Source organism: Shinella zoogloeoides (assembly GCF_020883495.1).
In the GTDB taxonomy this organism is placed as follows: Bacteria; Pseudomonadota; Alphaproteobacteria; order Rhizobiales; family Rhizobiaceae; genus Shinella; species Shinella zoogloeoides.
Genome location: NZ_CP086611.1, coordinates 103,029 through 117,965, shown reverse-complemented (window position 1 = coordinate 117,965; position 14,937 = coordinate 103,029). Strand labels below are relative to the sequence as shown.

Below are 14,937 nucleotides of genomic sequence, written 5' to 3'. Positions count from 1 at the left end.
TCCATGCGGCAGCTTTCCACCGCCCTCGCCGCGCTCTATGCCGGCCTCATCTATCTCTTCATCTTCCTGCCCGTCGTGGTGCTGGTGCTCTTCTCCTTCCAGGACGGGACGCTGCCGGTGCCGCCGCTGAACGGGCTGACGCTGCGCTGGTACGAGGCGGTCTTTTCCGACGGCAAGCTGATGGCGGCGCTCGGCAATTCGCTGCTGGTGGCGGTCATCTCCTCGGCCGTCGCGTGCATCCTCGGTTTCCTCGCGGCCTACGCCTTCGCCCGCTACACGCTGCCGGCCTCCGCCCTCCTGCGCGGCCTCATCGTCGCGCCGATGACCGTCAGCACGCTGATCATCGGCCTCGGCCTCCTCTCCATGCTGAACGTGACGGGCATGCGGCTTTCGCTCGTGACGGTCGGCATCGGCCATGTGGTGATCAACCTGCCGCTCTGCTTCGCCATCATCTACGCCTCGATGGGCGGGCATCAGGTGAATATCGAGCGGGCGGCGCGCGACCTCGGGGCGAAGGACTGGCAGGTCATGCTGCTCGTCACCGCGCCCATGCTGCTGCCGTCGATCCTCGCCGCCTTCTTCCTTTCCGTCACCTTCAGTTGGGATGAGTTCATCGTCGCCTTCCTGCTGTCGCGCTTCGACGTGACGCTGCCCGTCGAGATCTGGAGCATGCTGCGCTCCGGCCTCGATCCCAAGACAAACGCTATCGGCAGCGTCGTCTTCCTCATCTCCGTCGTGTTCCTCGTCCTCATGGAACTGACGGTCTTCAGAAAAACCGGGAAACCCTCATGACCGCCGACGTTTCCATCAAGAACGCCACCAAGGAGTTCGGCGCGTTCCGGGCGCTGGACGACGTCTCGCTCGATATCGCGGCGGGCGAGTTCATCGTGCTGCTCGGCCCGTCGGGCTGCGGCAAGACCACCCTGCTCTCCATTCTCGGCGGCTTCATCGAGCCGACCTCGGGCACGGTCGCCATCGGCGGGCGCGACATGACCTATGTCTCGCCGGCCAAACGACCGACGACCACCATGTTCCAGGACTATGCGCTCTTCCCGCATATGTGCCTGCGCGACAATGTCGGCTTCGGCCTTCGCATGCGTGGCATGGGCAAGGCGGAGCGCTACGAGAAGGCCTTCTCCTATCTCGATCTCGTCGGCCTCAAGGCGTCCTCCGCCAAGAAGCCGCACGAGCTTTCGGGCGGCCAGCGTCAGCGCGTGGCGCTCGCCCGGGCCTTAGCGGTCGATCCCGACGTGCTGCTGCTCGACGAGCCGCTCGGCGCGCTGGACCTGAAACTGCGCCGGCAGATGCAGGACGAATTGAAGGCGATCCAGAAGCGCGTCGGCACCACCTTCGTGCATGTCACCCACGACCAGGAGGAAGCGATGGCGATCGCCGACCGCATCGTCGTGATGAACAAGGGTCGTATCGAGGATGTCGGCACGCCGGCCTCGATCTACATGCGCCCGCGCTCGCTGTTTTCCGCCGGCTTCATGGGCGAGGCCAATTTCCTGCCGGCAAAGGTCATCCGCACCGCCGCCAGCGAAGCGGAAGTGGAAACCGCGCTCGGCCGCGCCATGCTGCCGGCTTCCACCTTCGTCTCCGGCTTCCCCCTAACCGGCAGCGCGGTCACGCTCTGCATCCGCCCGGAGCATTTCCGGTCCGCAAATGCCGATGTGCCCACCGTCTCGCTCGGCCATGGGCGCATCACCGGCAGCGCCTTCTTCGGCACGCATCACCGCTGCCATGTCGCCGCTGGCGGCACGGCGCTCACCGCCCATCTGCCGCAGACCGAAACGCCGGAGGTCGGCGCGGAGCTTGACCTTCGGCTGAAGGCGGATAGCATCGTCGTGCTTCAGGACGGGGCGGGAGTTTAGGATCGATGCAACGCATCCGGCCGGAGGATTGGTACAGCGTTCGTCGCCTCGACGACGACGTGACCGCTATTTCCGAGCCCTATATCCAGGAATTCTACCGCTGCAACGTCTGGCACATCCGCGGGCGCGCCCGCGACATGCTGGTCGATAGCGGCATGGGCGTCGTCTCGCTTCGGGAATGGGTGCCGCTCGTCACGGAGCGAGAGCTGATCGCAGTGGCGAGCCACACGCATTTCGACCATATCGGCTGCCACCACGAATTCGAGTGCCGCGCGGTGCATTCGGCAGAGGCCGATCTTCTCGCCAATCCGACGCGGGAGAACACGCTGGCCGATCCCTACGTCACCGACGAGATTTTCGACGCGCTGCCGCCCGAACCCTATTGCTCGAAATGCTACGCCGTGAAGAAGGCGCCTGCGACGCGCATTCTCGAAGACGGCGACGTGATCGATCTCGGCGACCGGCAGTTCGAAGTCATCCATACGCCGGGCCACTCCCCAGGGGGTATTGCGCTCTATGAAAAGGCGACCGAAATTCTGTTCTCGGGCGACATCGTCTACGATGGCCCGCTGATCGAGGACACCTACCATTCCGACCTGACGGACTATATCGCCTCGATGGAACGGCTCCTGACCCTGCCGGTGCGGCTGGTGCATGGCGGCCATTTTCCAAGTTTCGGCAGGGAACGCTATCGCCAGCTCATCCGCGGCTGGCTCGACGAAAAACAGAAGTGACGGGAGAAAAGCATGCTCGACAAGCGCAAATTCTACATCGACGGCCAGTGGGTCGACCCGCTGAAGCCCAATGACCTCACCGTGATCAACCCGGCGACGGAAAAGCCGGTCGCGGTCATCACCATGGGCACCGCCGCCGATATCGACCGCGCCGTCGCCGCCGCCAAGAAGGCTTTTGCGACCTACAGCCAGACCAGCGTGGAAGAGCGCCTCGCCTTGCTCGAAAAGCTGCTGGAAATCTACAAGCGCCGCTATGACGAGATGGCCCGCACCATCACGCTCGAACTCGGCGCACCGATCACCATGAGCACCGAGCAGCAGGCCGATGTCGGCGTCGGCCACCTCCAGGGCTTCATCGATGCGCTGAAGCGCCTCAAGAACCGCGAAGTGCTGCCGAACGGCGACGTCGTGCGCCGCGAACCCATCGGCGTGTGCGGCCTCATCACACCCTGGAACTGGCCGATCAACCAGATCGCGCTGAAGGTGGTTCCGGCGCTCGCCACGGGTTCGACCTGCGTGCTGAAGCCTTCCGAATTCACCCCGCTCAACGCCATGCTCTATGCCGAGATGGTGCATGAGGCCGGCTTCCCGGCGGGCACGTTCAACCTCGTCAACGGCGACGGCATCGAATGCGGCGCGGCGCTTTCCAAGCACAAGGACGTCGACATGATGTCCTTCACCGGCTCCACCCGCGCCGGCATCGCCGTCAGCAAGGATGCGGCCGAAACGGTCAAGCGCGTGACGCTGGAACTGGGCGGCAAGTCGCCGAATCTCGTCTTCGCCGATGCCGACCTTGAAGACCGCGTTTCCGGCACCATCCGCGAATGCTTCAACAATTCCGGCCAGTCCTGCGACGCGCCGACCCGCATGCTCGTCGAACGCTCGGTCTACGACAAGGTGGTCGAGATCGCCGAGCGTACCGGCAAGGAAGCCACCGTCGGCAACCCGGAGGAAGAGGGCACGCATATCGGCCCGCTCGTCTCGCATATCCAGTTCGGCCGGGTGCAGGCGCTGATCGAGGCGGGTGTTGCCGAAGGCGCGCGGCTTCTCGTCGGCGGCCCCGGCAAGCCGGACGGTTTCGAGACCGGCTATTTCGTCAAGCCGACGATCTTTGCCGATGTGAACAACAACATGCGCATCGCGCGGGAAGAAGTGTTCGGCCCGGTTCTCGCGATCATCCCCTTCGACACGGAAGAGGAAGCCATCGCGATCGCCAACGACACGGCCTATGGCCTTGCCGCCTATGTGCAGACGGGCAACCCCGACCGCGCCGAGCGCGTCGCCGCCCGCCTTCGCGCCGGCATGGTGCATATCAACGGCGGACCGCACCGCTACGGCAGCCCCTTCGGCGGCTTCAAGCAGTCCGGCAACGGTCGCGAAGGCGGCATGTTCGGCCTCGAGGACTTCCTTGAAGTGAAGACGGTTCACCGGCCGGACGCAGCCTGAGACAGGCCCAAAGGCGGCGTCCGACAGGACGCCGCTAAACATCTGCCCCCTCTCTTTCGTCATGCCCGGGCTTACCCCGGGCATCTGCGAACCTCGCGATCTTCGATAGGTTGGCAGATCCCCGGCACGAGGCCGAGGATGACGGAGAGAGTGGAGAGCGGCTCGCCGAAGCCCTCGGCACCCGAAAGATTCCCCCTAAATTAGCGCCCGCCATCTGGTTCAAACCGGTGCGGTCTGATAGCTCGCTGGCACCCTCCCCATTCGGACTGCCATCGTGTCGTCACTTGCCGCCTCCCGCCATAGCCGCCTTGCCCTGATCGCCCTTCTCATCGGGGGCGCCGCCATCGGCGGGTCGCCGATCTTCGTGCGACTTTCCGAGGTGGGGCCGATGGCCACGGCCTTCTGGCGCGTCTCGCTGGCGCTGCTGCCCTTCCTCCTGATCTCGCGCGTGACGAAGCAGGCGGACGAGACGCCCGCCGGCCTCCGCGACTACCTTTTCCTGGCGCTGCCCGGCGCATTCCTCGCCATCGACCTTGCCGCCTGGCACCTCTCGCTCACCATGACCTCCGTCGCCAATGCAACGCTGCTCGCCAACCTCGCGCCCGTCTTCGTGACGATCGGCTCCTGGCTCATATTCCGCACGCGCATCACCCCGGTCTTCCTCGCAGGACTGGCGCTGGCGCTCATCGGCGTGATCGTGCTGAAGGGCGGGCCGGCAGCCATCGGCGGCGGGCAGCTTGCGGGCGATGCGACGGCCATCGTCGCTGCGATCTTCTATGCCTGCTACATGCTGTCGCTCGGCCATGTGCGCTCGCGCTTCTCCACCCTGCGCATCATGATCTGGACGACCTTCTCGGCCGCCGTCTGCATGCTGCCGCTCGCCTTCTTCTTCGAGAGCGGCATGGTGCCGGTAACGCTCTTCGGCTGGGCCATGGTGCTGGGCCTTGCCTTCATCAGCCATGTCGGCGGACAGGGGCTGGTGACCTACGCCCTCGCCTATCTGCCGACGGCCTTCTCCTCGCTGACGCTGCTCCTGCAACCCGTCGTCGCGGCAATCCTCGCCTGGCTTCTCCTGTCGGAACCCATCGGCCTCCTGCAGGCTGTCGGCGGCCTGATCGTGCTCGCCGGCATCCTCGTCGCCCGACGCGGCTGATCGAGCCATCAAAATTGCTGATTGGATCGGCCGGGTGGAATGTGCCAAAGCCCTGCCGTTCCAATATCCGGGTTTCCGCCATGTCCGATATCGCCGCCTCCCCATCCGCCTCCGGCTCCGCCCGTCTCGGCGTGCTGCTGATGCTGCTCGGCATGGTGATGTTCTCGCTGAACGACGTGCTCGGCAAATGGCTGGTCGCGACCTATTCCGTCGGCCAGCTCATGCTGATCCGCAGCTTTGCCGCGCTCGTCGTTCTCGCCCCCTTCTTCTGGCGGGTGGGCTGGCGGCGGCTGATCGAGGTCGACCGGCCGAGGCTGCATCTGCTGCGCGCCGCCCTCTTCGCCTTCGAAGCCTCGGGCTTCTACTTCGCCGTCGCCTATATGCCGCTTGCCGACGCCATGACCTATTGGCTCGCCGCCCCCATCTATGTCGCCGCGCTTTCCTCCTTCATGCTGGGCGAAAAGGTCGGTTGGCGGCGCTGGACGGCGATCATCGTCGGCTTCGTCGGCGTGCTGATCGCGCTTTCGCCCTCGAAGGAAACCTTCACCCTGCCGGCCCTGATCGCGCTGGCCGGCAGCATCGCCTTCGGCCTTGCCATGGTGCTCGGCCGGTCGCTGCGCGCCGCGCCCGATACGACGCTGGTCTTCTGGCAGGTCGCCGGCGCGGGCATCTTCGCCGCCGTCATGTGCCTTGCCGATCCCGCCGGCTGGGCGCCGGTGAGCGGCGTCGATTTCGGCCTGCTGAGCCTGCTCGGCATCGTGGCGATGAGCGCACATATGCTGGTCAACCGCTCGCTCAAGCTGGCGGATGCCGCAACCGTCGTGCCGCTGCAATATACGCTGCTGCTCTGGGCCGTGGTCTTCGGCTGGATGTTCTTCGGCGACATGCCGCGCCCGGCCATGCTGGTGGGCGCCGGCTTCATCGTCGCCTCAGGCCTTTTCATCTTCTTCCGCGAACAGCAGTTGAAGCGGCGCGCGCCCTCTACTTGAAGCGGCCGTGCCGCTGCAGGACCTCGATCTTGTAGCCGTCCGGATCCGTGACGAAGAAGAAACGGGCCAGGAGGCCGCCGTCGCGGTTGAAGTCGACGATCTTGCCGGGCGCAAGGCCAAGATCGCGCATGCGGGCGTGCTCCGCATCGAGATCGCCGACCGAAACCGCGAAATGGCCGTAGCCATCGCCAAGCTGGTAGGGTTCGGTACGGCCCTTGTTGACCGTCAACTCCAGCTCGAATTCGCTTTCCGCATTGCTGAGATAAATGAGCGTGAAGGTCTCGAAATCGAGCCTTTCCGCGACGGCAAGACCGAAGGCCCTGCCATAGAAGTCCACGGATTTTCCCTCATCCAGCACGCGGATCATGGAATGGATGGATTTCGCCATGGCTTTCTCCTGTTTTTCAGACGCTGCGGACAGGAACCCCATGGCCGGCGGCGCGTCAAGCTCAGAAGGTCGGCGGCGTATTGATCCAGATCAGCACCGTCTCGCTGTCGTGGCGGTTGCGCCAGGCGTGTCCCCGGCAGCTTTCGAAATAGAGGCTGTCGCCGGGGCCGAGGTCGTGGAACTCGTGGCCGTCGAGCACGATCTCGATGCGGCCGGCAAGTACATGGACGAACTCCTCGCCGTCGTGCCGGTACGCGCCATCGCTCGACGCGCCGGGGGCGAGCACGAAGCGGTGGCAGTCCATCATGTTGCGCCCATCGGCCAGCACCTGCACGGTGACGCCCGGCGATGTCTCCGGCCACAGCTTCCATTCTCCCGCCCGGACGATGGAGCGGTTGTCCTGCTCCTCCTCGCCCGAGAGCTTCGAGACGGTCGTGCCGTAGTAATCGGCAAGGTCGTGCAGCACGCGGAAGGTCACGCCCTGCGAGGTGCGCTCGAAGGTGGAGAGAACGGAAGTTGCGACGCCGATATCGCCGGCGACCTGCTCCAGCGTCTTGCCGGCGGCATGGCGCAGGCTGCGCAGCTTGCGCCCGACGCCCTGCGGCGCGTCGCCCTCGAATGCGCCGGTATCCGTCGCCGGCTCCTCGGCCTCCAGCGCCTCGCGGATGGCGGCGGGGTTGAGGCCGCGTTCGGTGCGATACCAGGCGATGCGCTTCAGCCGCGCAACGTCCTCGGCGCTGTATTGCCGGTGGCCGGTATCCGAGCGGCCGGGCACGACGAGGCCCTGCGCCTCCCAGAGCCTGAGCGTGGAGGCCGAAACGCCGGCAATCCGCGCGGCTTCCGCCACCTTGTAATGCACCGGCTCGCCGGAACCCATCGCGTCAAATCCCTGATTCTGTGGTATCGTTCTATCGCATTCCCGCGTGAGCCGCGCGGGGTTTGAAATTCCGTCGCATTGCGCTCGTAAAATGCCATTGCATTCTTGCAGAAAAAATGTAGGAATTCCACTTGAGACTTGCAGAAAAAATGCAAGTTAATGCAAATCCCGCAAAACGAAGCCTCCAGATTCAGGATAGCGCCATGACCGCCACGCCTCTGACAGACCGCAAGAACGCCGCCATTTCGCGCGGCGTCGGCATGACCACGCAGATCTATGCAGACCGCGCGGAGAATGCGGAAATCTGGGACAAGGAAGGCAATCGCTATATCGATTTCGCCGCCGGCATCGCCGTGGTCAATACCGGTCACCGTCACCCGCGCGTCATCGAGGCCGTCAAGAAGCAGCTCGACCGCTTCACGCATACCTGCCATCAGGTCGTGCCTTACGAGAACTATGTCGAACTGGCCGAGCGCCTGAACGCCGTCACCCCCGGCAACTTCGCCAAGAAGACGATTTTCGTCACGACCGGCGCGGAAGCCGTCGAGAACGCCGTGAAGATCGCCCGCGCCGCCACCGGCCGCCAGGCCGTCATCGCCTTTTCGGGCGGCTTCCACGGCCGCACCTTCATGGGCATGGCGCTGACCGGCAAGGTCGTGCCCTACAAGGTCGGCTTCGGCGCCATGCCGGGCGACGTCTTCCACGCGCCCTTCCCGATCGAAGCCCACGGCACGACGGTCGAGCAGTCGCTGAACGTCTTGAAGAAGCTCTTCGCCGCCGACGTCGACCCGAACCGCGTCGCCGCGATCATCGTCGAGCCGGTGCAGGGCGAAGGCGGCTTCTACCCGGTTCCGGCCAGCTTCATGAAGGCGCTGCGCGAGATCTGCGACCAGCACGGCATCCTGCTCATCGCCGATGAAGTGCAGACCGGCTTTGCCCGTACCGGCAAGATGTTCGCCATGGAGCATTACGGCATCGCGGCCGACCTGATGACCATGGCCAAGGGCCTCGGCGGCGGCTTCCCCATTGCGGCCGTCACCGGCCGTGCGGAAATCATGGATGCCCCCGGCCCGGGCGGCCTCGGCGGCACCTATGCCGGCAGCCCGATCGGCGTTGCGGCGGCCCATGCCGTTCTCGACGTCATCAAGGACGAGGACCTGTGCAACCGTGCTGAAAACCTCGGCGCGCGCCTCAAGCAGCGCCTCGCCTCGTTGCAGGACAAGATTCCGGAAATCGTCGACATCCGCGGCCCGGGCTTCATGAACGCCGTCGAATTCAACGACGTCGCCACGAAGCAGCCGAGCGCCGACTTCGCCAACAAGGTGCGCCTGAAAGCCCTCGAAAAGGGCCTGATCCTGCTCACCTGCGGCGTACACGGCAACGTCATCCGCTTCCTCGCGCCGATCACCATCCAGGACGAGGTTTTTGCCGAGGCGCTCGACATTCTCGAAGCGTCCATGGTCGAAGCCCGCAGCGCCTGACCGGCACAAGCGACCGAACCCAATCCTCTCAAGGCGACACCCGGGGCATAGCCCCGGGTGAACGGCCTTCCATGTCCCAAAGGAACGAACCATGGCTTTCCATGATGCTCTTACGAAGCACCTGAAGTCGACCGACCTCCTGCGCGATGCCGGCTATGTCAACGGCAACTGGATCGGCGGCAACGGCGCTGCGACCTTCGACGTCCTAAACCCGGCGACCGGCGAGAAGCTGGCGACGCTGCCGGAAATGGGCGCGAGCGAGACGGCCGCCGCCATCGACGCTGCCTATGCGGTCCAGCCGCTCTGGGCCGCCCGTCCGGCCAAGGACCGCTCCGTGCTGCTGCGCAAGTGGTTCGACCTGATCATCGCCAATGCCGATGAACTCGCCGCCATCCTCACCGCCGAAATGGGCAAGCCGCTGGCCGAAGCCAAGGGCGAAATCCTCTATGCCGCCTCCTATATCGAATGGTACGCGGAAGAGGCCAAGCGCATCAACGGCGAGACGATCCCGGCTCCCTCCGCCGACAAGCGCATGCTCGTCATCAAGCAGCCGGTCGGCGTCGTCGGTACGATCACGCCCTGGAACTTCCCGGCCGCAATGATTGCGCGCAAGGCCGCCCCGGCGCTTGCCGTCGGCTGCACGGTGGTCTCCAAGCCGGCCGAGCAGACGCCGCTTTCGGCCATCGCCCTTGCCGTTCTGGCGGAAAAGGCCGGCATTCCGGCCGGCGCCTTCAACATCATCCTCGGCACCGATGGCCCCGCCATCGGCAAGGAGCTGTGCTTCAATCCGAAGGTGCGCAAAATCTCCTTCACCGGCTCCACGGAAGTCGGCCGCATCCTGATGCGTCAATGCTCCGACCAGATCAAGAAGGTCAGCCTGGAACTTGGCGGCAACGCGCCTTTCATCGTCTTCGACGATGCCAATCTCGACGCCGCCGTCGAAGGCGCGATGGCCTCGAAGTACCGCAATGCCGGCCAGACCTGCGTGTGCGCCAACCGGCTCTACGTGCAGTCGAATGTCTATGACGCCTTTGCGGAGAAGCTGGCGAAGAAGGTCGCCGAGCTTTCGGTTGGCGACGGCTTCGACAAGGGCACGACCATCGGCCCGCTGATCGAGGAAACCGCCATCGACAAGGTCGAGGCGCACATCGCCGACGCCGTTTCCAAGGGCGCGACGGTCATTGCCGGCGGCAAGCGCGTCACGGGCAAGGGCACTTTCTTCGAGCCGACCGTGCTGAAGGGCGTCGCCCGCGGCATGACGGTGGCGAAGGAAGAGACCTTCGGCCCCGTCGCCCCGCTCTTCCGCTTCGACACGGTCGAGGATGTGATCGAGCAGGCCAACGACACCGAATTCGGCCTTGCCGCCTACTTCTTCGCCGGCGACCTCAAGAAGGTCTGGAAGGTGGCGGAAGCGTTGGAATACGGCATGGTCGGCGTCAATACCGGCCTCATCTCCTCCGAAGCCGCCCCCTTCGGCGGCATCAAGCAGTCCGGCCTCGGCCGCGAGGGCTCGGCCCACGGCGCGGATGATTATCTGGAGCTGAAATACGTCTGCATGGGGGATGTCGCCTGACGATCCCGAATCGCCCCGCTTCGGCGGGGCGGTTTCTATGCGGCTTCGATATCCGTTTTGGCGAAGTCATCGCCTTTGTAGAGCAGCGGCATGTTGAAATGCCGGGCGCAGGCATAGGCGAAGCAATCGCCGAAATTGAGGCCCGCGGGATGACGCCCCTTGCCGAAACGTTGATAGGCATCGACGGCAGCCGCCGTCATTGCCGGCTCGATCGCAGCGACGGTAACATCGAAGGGACGAATATAGGCCTGAACCTCACGCAAGGCCGCTTGCGGCTCAAGTCCGAAAATCCTGCTGTAAGCGACAGACGCTTCCCAAAGCGCCATCGGCGATGTCACCCTCGTACCAGCGCTCATCAAACGCGCGGATAGTATCGTCGCATCGCTTTCATCCGCCATCATGGCGACGATGGCCGAGGCATCGATAAACATCAGTCCTCGTATAGGCTATCGATGAAGGCCTTATCGGCCTTGAGACCAGTCGGAGAATACTTCTGGTTCAGCGCTCGGGTCATGGCGACAGCCTTCTCCACCAGCGTCGGCTCGCTTTCAACCCGCTCCAGTTCATGCGCCAAAGCCTGCCGCACCGCCTCGGTCTTGCTGACCTTGCGCAGAGCGGAAAGCCGGTCGGCGAGCCTGTCGACTTCCTGATCCTTCACATAGAGCGGCATGGTATATCCCTTTACTGCTAGGGGTATATATAGCACGCTTCATCCGCCTTTCAAAGCTCAAGCCCCCTTCGCCGCCTCCGGATGCGCCGCCTTGAAGGCCGGTAAATCGAGGCAGGTTTCGGCGATGCGGCGCACCTGCTTCAGGCCGGATATGTCGGCACCCCAGCGGTTGGCGTTGTAGACCTGCGGGACGAGGCAGAAGTCGGCCATGGTGGGGGTGTCGCCGTGGCAGAAGGTGCCGGTGGCGGGGTTGTCGAGCAGGGCTTCGACGGCGGCGAGGCCTTCGCCGATGAATTTCTTCATCCAGTTGCTGCGAACCTCGTCTCCACCACCGGTGATATCCATGACGTGGCCGACGATGCCCGTGTTGCAGACGGCGTGGATTTCCATGGCGATGGCATAGGAGAGCGTGCGTACGCGCTGCCGCCCGAGCGGATCGGCGGGGAGGAAACGCGCCTCGGGGCGCGTTTCCGAGAGATATTCGATGATGGCGAGGGATTGCGTCAGCGTCTGACCGTCGATCACCAGCGCCGGGACGAGGCCCTGCGGGTTGCGGGCGCGGTGTTCCGGGGCGCGCTGTTCACCGGCCAGAAGGTCCACGGAGACCCGCCTATAGGCGAGGCCGAGGCTTTCGAGCGCGATGCGCACGCGATAGCTGGCGGAAGAGCGCCAGTAGTCGTAGAGCACGATCTCCTCGCTCATCGGGTCAGTCCTTTTCGTAGCGCGTCACGGTCTGCTCGATGGCGCCGAAGATGGAGTGGCCGGACTTGTCCTTCATCTCGATGCGCACGATGTCGCCGAACTTCATGAAGGGGGTCTTCGGCGCACCGGTCGAGATCGTCTCGATGGTGCGGACCTCGGCAATGCAGGAATAACCCGCCCCGCCCTCGGAAACCGGCTTGCCGGGACCGCCGTCGAGCTTGTTGGAGACCGTGCCGGAGCCGATGATCGAGCCGGCGACGAGCGGGCGAGTCTTGGCCGCATGGGCGACGAGCTGACCGAAATCGAAGGTCATGTCGACGCCGGCATTGGCCTTGCCGAAGGCCTTGCCGTTGAGCGAGACGAGGAGCGGCAGGTGCAGCTTGCCGCCGTCCCAGGCGTCGCCCAGCTCATTCGGCGTCACGGCGACGGGGGAGAAGGCGGAAGACGGCTTCGACTGGAAGAAACCGAACCCCTTGGCAAGCTCGCCCGGAATGAGACCGCGCAGCGAGACGTCGTTGACGAGCATGACGAGGCGGATCGCATCGCGCGCCTCTTCCACGCTCGCGCCCATCGGCACGTCGTCGACGACGACGGCGATCTCGCCCTCCATGTCCACGCCCCAGGCCTCGTCGGAAGCGAAGATCGGATCGCGCGGACCGAGGAAGCTGTCGGAGCCGCCCTGGTACATCAGCGGGTCGGTCCAGAAGCTCTCCGGCATCTCGGCATTGCGGGCCTTGCGCACCAGTTCGACGTGATTGACATAGGCCGAGCCATCCGCCCACTGGTAGGCGCGCGGCAGCGGAGAGGTTGCGTCGTGCTCGTGGAAGCGGGTTGTCGGCTGCGAGCCGGTTTCCAGCCCTTCGGCGACCCGTTCCAGCCGTGGCGCGACATGCGCCCAGTCGTCCAGCGCCGCCTGCAGGGTGCGGGCGATATGGCCCACTTCCGAGCAGCGCGTCAGGTCGCGCGAAACGACGACCAGACGGCCGTCGCGGGTGGAATCCTTCAGTGTCGCAAGTTTCATGCGTGTCGCTCCCGATCTTGTTTCCGGCCGGCGGATCGTGTCATCTTCCGGCCGCCTGTCTCCACCCGCATGCGCCGCATCCGCGCCGCATCGCCTCTCCAAGGAAATCCCGCTTGAACCGCACGGTCCGAAATTCCCTGCTGATCACCGCCGGCTTCATCGCCGCGACGGCAGCCATCCTTTATACGATGGGTCAGCCGCTCATCTGCAAGTGCGGATATGTGAAACTGTGGCATGGCGTGGTGTTTTCTTCGGAAAACTCGCAGCACCTTTCCGACTGGTACACGCCGAGCCACATCATTCACGGCATCCTGTTCTACGGCCTCTTCACATTGATCCTCCCCAGGGCGGGCATCAATGTGCGGCTGACGCTGGCGCTCATCGTGGAATGCGCCTGGGAAATCCTCGAAAACACCGACATGATCATCAACCGCTACCGCGAAGCGACGATCTCGCTCGACTATTTCGGCGACAGCGTGATCAATTCCAGCGCGGATATTTTCGCGATGGTCGTCGGCTTCTTCCTCGCTTCGCGCCTGCCCGTCTGGGCAAGCGTCGCGCTCATCGTCGTCTTCGAGGCAACCACGACCTGGCTCATCCGCGACGGGCTGGCGCTGAACATCCTGATGCTCGTCTGGCCGCTGGACGCCGTGAAGGCCTGGCAGGGTGGTTAGGTTCACTTAATACCCGGCGTGCCGTCGAACTTGCGTTCCAGACCGTCCCAGCATTCGAGATAGTTGTCCTGCAGCGTCTCCAGTTCGGCGGCGAACCTGGTGAGTTGCTGCGGGAAGCGCGTCTCGAACATGAAGGCCATGGTGTGGTCGAGCTTGACGGGCTTCAGCTCGGTGTTGGACGCCTTCTCGAAGCCCGTCGCGTCCGGGCCGTGCGGCAGCATCATGTTGTGCAGGCTCATGCCGCCGGGCACGAAGCCCTCCTCCTTGGCGTCGTACTGGCCGTGGATCAGGCCCATGAACTCGCTCATGATGTTGCGGTGATACCACGGCGGGCGGAAGGTGTGCTCGGCCACCATCCAGCGCGGCGGGAAGATGACGAAGTCGATATTCGCCGTGCCGGCCTCCTCGGTCGGGGCCGTAAGCACAGTGAAGATCGACGGATCGGGATGGTCGAAGAGGATCGCGCCGACCGGGGAATAGGTGCGAAGGTCGTATTTGAACGGCGTGTAGTTGCCGTGCCAGGCGACGACGTCGAGCGGCGAATGGCCGATCTCGGTGACGTAGAACTTGCCGCACCATTTGACGTGCACGCGGCAGGGCGTCTCCTTGTCCTCATAGGCGGCGACGGGGGTCTTGAAGTCACGCGGATTGGCAAGGCAGTTCGCGCCGATCGGGCCGCGATCCGGCAGGGTGAACTTCGCGCCGTAGTTCTCGCAGACATAGCCGCGCCAGACATCGCCCTCGCCGATACGCGAGACCTTGAACATCATGCCGCGCGGGATGAGGCAGATTTCCAGCGGCTCGACATCCATGATGCCCATTTCGGTGAAGACGCGGATCGCGCCGAGCTGCGGCACGACCAGCAGTTCGCCGTCGGCATTGAAGAAATAGTCGTCCACCATGTCGGCATCGAACGTATAGGCGTGTGCGGCCATGCCGACCTGCGTCAGCACGTCGCCGGCCGTCGTCATGGTGCGGAGGCCTTCGAGAAAATTCTGCGTTTCCTCCGGCGCGGGCAGCGGGTTCCAGCGGAGCTGGCCGAGCGGCAGGGAGTGGTCGTCGAGGCAGGGCGCGGTCTTCCAGTGCGGATAGCTGGCATTGGAGAAACGGCGGGTGTGGCGCACGCTCGGGCGGATGCGATAGAGCCAGGAGCGCTCGTTGGTGCCGCGCGGGGCAGTGAAGGGCGAGCCGGAAAGCTGCTCGGCATAGAGGCCATAATTGCACTTCTGCGGGCTGTTCTGGCCCTGCGGCAGCGCGCCCGGCAGGGATTCCGTCTCGAAATCGTTGCCGAAGCCCGGCATGTATTTCAGGCTGCTGGTGCTCTCCGCCATGGCTTGCCCTCCTCTGCAAGGCTC

The 14,937-nt window shown here is 64.5% G+C and carries 16 protein-coding genes and 1 pseudogene; 10 read left to right on the top strand and 7 right to left on the bottom strand.

Going from position 1 to position 14,937, the window contains the following annotated elements; genetic code table 11:
• Positions 1-3 precede the first annotated feature (3 nt).
• The 7 genes and pseudogenes from K8M09_RS20135 (at position 4) to K8M09_RS20105 (ending at position 6,196) form a co-directional block, all read left to right on the top strand.
• Positions 4-792: an ABC transporter permease gene (locus K8M09_RS20135; protein WP_160785777.1), complete on the top strand. Its 789-nt coding sequence runs from the start codon at positions 4-6 to the stop codon at positions 790-792.
• Positions 789-1,214, top strand: a pseudogene (locus K8M09_RS20130) (ABC transporter ATP-binding protein); the annotation flags it as partial. The gene K8M09_RS20135 and the pseudogene K8M09_RS20130, both read left to right, overlap by 4 nt.
• A gap of 459 nt (positions 1,215-1,673) precedes the next feature.
• The gene (locus K8M09_RS23790) at positions 1,674-1,874 is read left to right on the top strand and encodes a TOBE domain-containing protein (RefSeq protein WP_380734748.1); all 201 of its coding nucleotides are present in this window, start codon (positions 1,674-1,676) and stop codon (positions 1,872-1,874) included.
• Positions 1,875-1,879: 5 nt separating this feature from the next.
• On the top strand, positions 1,880-2,608 hold the full coding sequence (locus K8M09_RS20120) for an MBL fold metallo-hydrolase (RefSeq protein WP_160785779.1): 729 nt from the start codon (positions 1,880-1,882) through the stop codon (positions 2,606-2,608).
• 12 nt (positions 2,609-2,620) lie between these two features.
• A complete protein-coding gene (locus K8M09_RS20115) occupies positions 2,621-4,054 on the top strand; it encodes an aldehyde dehydrogenase family protein (protein WP_160785780.1) in 1,434 nt (477 codons plus the stop codon).
• 274 nt (positions 4,055-4,328) lie between these two features.
• Complete coding sequence (locus tag K8M09_RS20110) at positions 4,329-5,207, top strand: DMT family transporter (protein ID WP_229342491.1); 879 nt, start codon at positions 4,329-4,331, stop codon at positions 5,205-5,207.
• 80 nt (positions 5,208-5,287) lie between these two features.
• Positions 5,288-6,196 carry a DMT family transporter gene (locus K8M09_RS20105; protein ID WP_160785781.1) on the top strand — a complete coding sequence of 303 codons (909 nt, stop codon included), beginning with the start codon at positions 5,288-5,290 and terminating at the stop codon, positions 6,194-6,196.
• Here K8M09_RS20105 and K8M09_RS20100 read toward each other — a convergent pair.
• The gene (locus tag K8M09_RS20100) at positions 6,189-6,584 is read right to left on the bottom strand and encodes a VOC family protein (protein ID WP_160785782.1); all 396 of its coding nucleotides are present in this window, start codon (positions 6,582-6,584) and stop codon (positions 6,189-6,191) included. The genes K8M09_RS20105 and K8M09_RS20100 overlap by 8 nt on opposite strands.
• Positions 6,585-6,645: 61 nt before the next feature.
• Positions 6,646-7,461 (bottom strand): MerR family transcriptional regulator, encoded by an 816-nt coding sequence (locus K8M09_RS20095; RefSeq protein WP_160785783.1) that lies wholly within the window; start codon positions 7,459-7,461, stop codon positions 6,646-6,648.
• Positions 7,462-7,664: 203 nt separating this feature from the next.
• On the opposite strand from K8M09_RS20095, the gene K8M09_RS20090 reads away from it, so the two are divergent.
• Both K8M09_RS20090 and K8M09_RS20085 read left to right on the top strand, forming a co-directional pair.
• On the top strand, positions 7,665-8,942 hold the full coding sequence (locus K8M09_RS20090; protein WP_160785784.1) for a 4-aminobutyrate--2-oxoglutarate transaminase: 1,278 nt from the start codon (positions 7,665-7,667) through the stop codon (positions 8,940-8,942).
• A gap of 91 nt (positions 8,943-9,033) precedes the next feature.
• Positions 9,034-10,515 carry an NAD-dependent succinate-semialdehyde dehydrogenase gene (locus tag K8M09_RS20085; protein ID WP_160785785.1) on the top strand — a complete coding sequence of 494 codons (1,482 nt, stop codon included), beginning with the start codon at positions 9,034-9,036 and terminating at the stop codon, positions 10,513-10,515.
• Between the two features lie 35 nt (positions 10,516-10,550).
• On the opposite strand, the gene K8M09_RS20080 is transcribed toward K8M09_RS20085, so the two are convergent.
• From K8M09_RS20080 to K8M09_RS20065, 4 genes are read right to left on the bottom strand one after another with little or no spacing between them, the layout of a single operon-like run.
• Positions 10,551-10,946, bottom strand: a complete 396-nt coding sequence (locus K8M09_RS20080) for a type II toxin-antitoxin system VapC family toxin (RefSeq protein WP_160785786.1) — start codon at positions 10,944-10,946, stop codon at positions 10,551-10,553.
• A complete protein-coding gene (locus tag K8M09_RS20075; protein WP_160785787.1) occupies positions 10,946-11,185 on the bottom strand; it encodes a type II toxin-antitoxin system VapB family antitoxin in 240 nt (79 codons plus the stop codon). The genes K8M09_RS20080 and K8M09_RS20075 overlap by 1 nt, the downstream gene beginning before the upstream one ends.
• Positions 11,186-11,242: 57 nt before the next feature.
• Complete coding sequence (gene maiA / locus K8M09_RS20070) at positions 11,243-11,887, bottom strand: maleylacetoacetate isomerase (RefSeq protein WP_160785788.1); 645 nt, start codon at positions 11,885-11,887, stop codon at positions 11,243-11,245.
• A 4-nt stretch (positions 11,888-11,891) separates the two neighbouring features.
• Positions 11,892-12,908, bottom strand: coding sequence for a fumarylacetoacetate hydrolase family protein (locus tag K8M09_RS20065; RefSeq protein ID WP_160785789.1), 1,017 nt, complete (start codon positions 12,906-12,908; stop codon positions 11,892-11,894).
• Between the two features lie 113 nt (positions 12,909-13,021).
• Between K8M09_RS20065 and K8M09_RS20060 the strand changes: the two genes are divergently transcribed.
• The gene (locus K8M09_RS20060; RefSeq protein WP_170299471.1) at positions 13,022-13,582 is read left to right on the top strand and encodes a DUF2585 domain-containing protein; all 561 of its coding nucleotides are present in this window, start codon (positions 13,022-13,024) and stop codon (positions 13,580-13,582) included.
• A 2-nt stretch (positions 13,583-13,584) separates the two neighbouring features.
• Here the strand turns inward: K8M09_RS20060 and hmgA are convergent, their stop codons facing one another.
• Positions 13,585-14,913 (bottom strand): homogentisate 1,2-dioxygenase, encoded by a 1,329-nt coding sequence (gene hmgA / locus K8M09_RS20055; RefSeq protein ID WP_160785790.1) that lies wholly within the window; start codon positions 14,911-14,913, stop codon positions 13,585-13,587.
• Positions 14,914-14,937 lie beyond the last annotated feature (24 nt).

What these genes read in the sequence shown, in the direction of transcription:
- K8M09_RS20135 (WP_160785777.1), top strand. Translation starts at nt 4, where the DNA reads ATGCGGCAGCTTTCCACCGCCCTCGCCGCGCTCTATGCCGGCCTCATC.
- K8M09_RS20120 (WP_160785779.1), top strand. Translation starts at nt 1,880, where the DNA reads ATGCAACGCATCCGGCCGGAGGATTGGTACAGCGTTCGTCGCCTCGAC.
- K8M09_RS20115 (WP_160785780.1), top strand. Translation starts at nt 2,621, where the DNA reads ATGCTCGACAAGCGCAAATTCTACATCGACGGCCAGTGGGTCGACCCG.
- K8M09_RS20105 (WP_160785781.1), top strand. Translation starts at nt 5,288, where the DNA reads ATGTCCGATATCGCCGCCTCCCCATCCGCCTCCGGCTCCGCCCGTCTC.
- K8M09_RS20100 (WP_160785782.1), bottom strand. Translation starts at nt 6,584, where the DNA reads ATGGCGAAATCCATCCATTCCATGATCCGCGTGCTGGATGAGGGAAAA.
- K8M09_RS20095 (WP_160785783.1), bottom strand. Translation starts at nt 7,461, where the DNA reads ATGGGTTCCGGCGAGCCGGTGCATTACAAGGTGGCGGAAGCCGCGCGG.
- K8M09_RS20090 (WP_160785784.1), top strand. Translation starts at nt 7,665, where the DNA reads ATGACCGCCACGCCTCTGACAGACCGCAAGAACGCCGCCATTTCGCGC.
- K8M09_RS20085 (WP_160785785.1), top strand. Translation starts at nt 9,034, where the DNA reads ATGGCTTTCCATGATGCTCTTACGAAGCACCTGAAGTCGACCGACCTC.
- K8M09_RS20080 (WP_160785786.1), bottom strand. Translation starts at nt 10,946, where the DNA reads ATGTTTATCGATGCCTCGGCCATCGTCGCCATGATGGCGGATGAAAGC.
- K8M09_RS20075 (WP_160785787.1), bottom strand. Translation starts at nt 11,185, where the DNA reads ATGCCGCTCTATGTGAAGGATCAGGAAGTCGACAGGCTCGCCGACCGG.
- maiA (WP_160785788.1), bottom strand. Translation starts at nt 11,887, where the DNA reads ATGAGCGAGGAGATCGTGCTCTACGACTACTGGCGCTCTTCCGCCAGC.
- K8M09_RS20065 (WP_160785789.1), bottom strand. Translation starts at nt 12,908, where the DNA reads ATGAAACTTGCGACACTGAAGGATTCCACCCGCGACGGCCGTCTGGTC.
- hmgA (WP_160785790.1), bottom strand. Translation starts at nt 14,913, where the DNA reads ATGGCGGAGAGCACCAGCAGCCTGAAATACATGCCGGGCTTCGGCAAC.